Origin of the sequence: Rhodococcus sp. CX (assembly GCF_015865005.1) — a bacterium.
Taxonomy (GTDB): Bacteria; Actinomycetota; Actinomycetes; order Mycobacteriales; family Mycobacteriaceae; genus Rhodococcus.
Genome location: NZ_JADZGH010000249.1, coordinates 6,780 through 8,825, shown reverse-complemented (window position 1 = coordinate 8,825; position 2,046 = coordinate 6,780). Strand labels below are relative to the sequence as shown.

Below are 2,046 nucleotides of genomic sequence, written 5' to 3'. Positions count from 1 at the left end.
GCATGGCGCCGGCCGACCACGGTGCCGACGGCGCGCTCGTCGAACCGCGCGCGTTGCGGCCCGAGGTGCCCTTCGAGATCTCCGCGGTCGCGGTGCGGGCGCTGCAGAACGACGGCGGGATCCGGACCGCGGCGACCGTGCAGCACATCCTCGACCAGGCTTCGGTCGTCGACCAGAAGACGGACATGATCCCGGCGTTGCGACTGGGGCAGCGGGCGGCCGCCGAGGCACACGCACTCTCCGATCCGGAAGCGCTCGCCGAGAAGAAGAAGCGCTCCGAGCGGATGCTCATGGCGCTCGTCGGACTGGGCATCACGACCGTGGTGCTGCTCGCGCTGATCGGCTGGTGGATCGCGAATCTGCTGGCCGGCGGCAGCTCCGACGAACCGCTCACGAGTCAGGAGTTCGGGCTCACTCCGACCGCGGAGACGCCCGCCCCCGAAGCGGCGGCACCGGCGGAGGAACCGGCCCCGGCCGGCCCGGTCTCAGCGACCTCGGTCGAGGTGTTCTCGCCGCAGGGCACTCCGGACTCGCCTGCGACGGCGTCCCTTGCCATCGACGGTGATCCCGGCACACAGTGGAGCACCGACGCGTACTTCGATCCGTTCCCGTCGCTCAAGAACGGCGTCGGCCTGATGTTCGGTCTCGCCGATCCGGTAGCGCTGCAATCGGTCTCGGTCACCACGGACGATCCTGGCACCGTCGTCGAAATTCGCAGTGCGCCTTCGGATCAGGCGTCGCTGGATCAGACGCAGGTGATCGGTTCGGCCACTCTGGGTTCCGGTACCACGGAAATCCCGATCAGCGCGGAGGGCAGGACGTCGAACGTGCTGCTGTGGATCACCGACCTCGCCACCAGCGGCGGCAGCAACAAGAGCACGATCGCCGAGGTCACCTTCACCGCAAGCGAATAACCGCTTCGCTCACCGCAGATTCCGCGGGCGGATCGGATACCATCCGCGCGTGCGAATTTTCGGGGGGATCGCAAAAATCGCCGTGTCCGATGCCGAGTTACTGGCAGCGCATGCGGCCGGGGACGACCAGGCGTTCGCAACACTGCTGCGCCGACACTACGACCATCTGTGGAAAGTCGCCCGGCGAACGAGTTATTCGCCGGAGGACGCGGCGGATGCACTGCAGGAGGCACTGTTGTCGGCGCACCGCACCGCCTCGTCGTTCCGGGCGGACGCGGCGGTCCGGAGCTGGCTGCACACGATCGTCGTGAATGCGTGTCTCGATCGCATCCGCCGGAACCGGGCCCGGCCCACGGTTCCTCTCTATCTCGAGGACGGGGACGAACCGAGAACCGAACGCAACCACATTGCCGAGGTCGAGACCGCACTCGATGTGGAGGCCGCTCTCGAGGCTCTTCCCGACGATCAGCGGGTCGCGGTGGTCACGGTCGACATCGAGGGGTACTCGATTCGGGAGGCGGCCCGGCGCCTCGGTGTCCCGGAGGGCACCGTGAAGAGCCGCTGCGCACGCGGACGCTACAAATTGGCAGTGCTTCTGGGCGATCTGCGGGACCCGGGGAACCGAACCTGAGTCCGGACCGTCTAATTGTCTCGAGAGGGCACCGAGCCGCCGAGGAGGACTTCGCATGAACGAGGACGAACTGCTGCGTCCGCCGTACCCTGCGGACCTGCTCGCCGACCTTCACGCAGGCGCGCTCGACGAGGAGGTTGCCGAGCGTCTGTGGCCGCTGGTGCGCGAGGACTCCGACGCCATGGCCGTTCTCGACGCCCTCGACGCCGTGCAGGAGCGCCTGCGCGGGCTCGCGGATCCGGACGCGCCCGGCGAGCCGATGCCGGCCGAGGTGGCGATGCGGCTGGACGACGCGGTCCTCGGCGCCGTCCGGGCCCACCGGCGTCGTCGTCGCATGTTCGCGGGTGCGGTGGTCGGTGCTGCCGCGGCCGTCGTCGCGGTGGTCGCGGTCGTGGTCGTCGGGGGAGTGGGTTTCCCGGGCCCGGATTCCTCGACCGAGGGACCGGTCACGCCGATCGCCGAGGGCCCGGACGACGCCGCGGCACTCGAACCGGACACCCT

1 protein-coding gene and 2 pseudogenes are annotated in these 2,046 nt (G+C 69.3%); all 3 read left to right on the top strand.

The window, feature by feature from the left end; all coding sequences use genetic code 11:
• Positions 1–914: pseudogene (locus I0Q12_RS26815) on the top strand (peptidoglycan biosynthesis protein MviN); the annotation flags it as partial.
• Positions 915–963: 49 nt separating this feature from the next.
• Complete coding sequence (gene sigM / locus I0Q12_RS26810) at positions 964–1,545, top strand: RNA polymerase sigma factor SigM (RefSeq protein ID WP_197256373.1); 582 nt, start codon at positions 964–966, stop codon at positions 1,543–1,545.
• Between the two features lie 55 nt (positions 1,546–1,600).
• Positions 1,601–2,046 (top strand): annotated as a pseudogene (locus I0Q12_RS26805) (hypothetical protein); the annotation flags it as partial.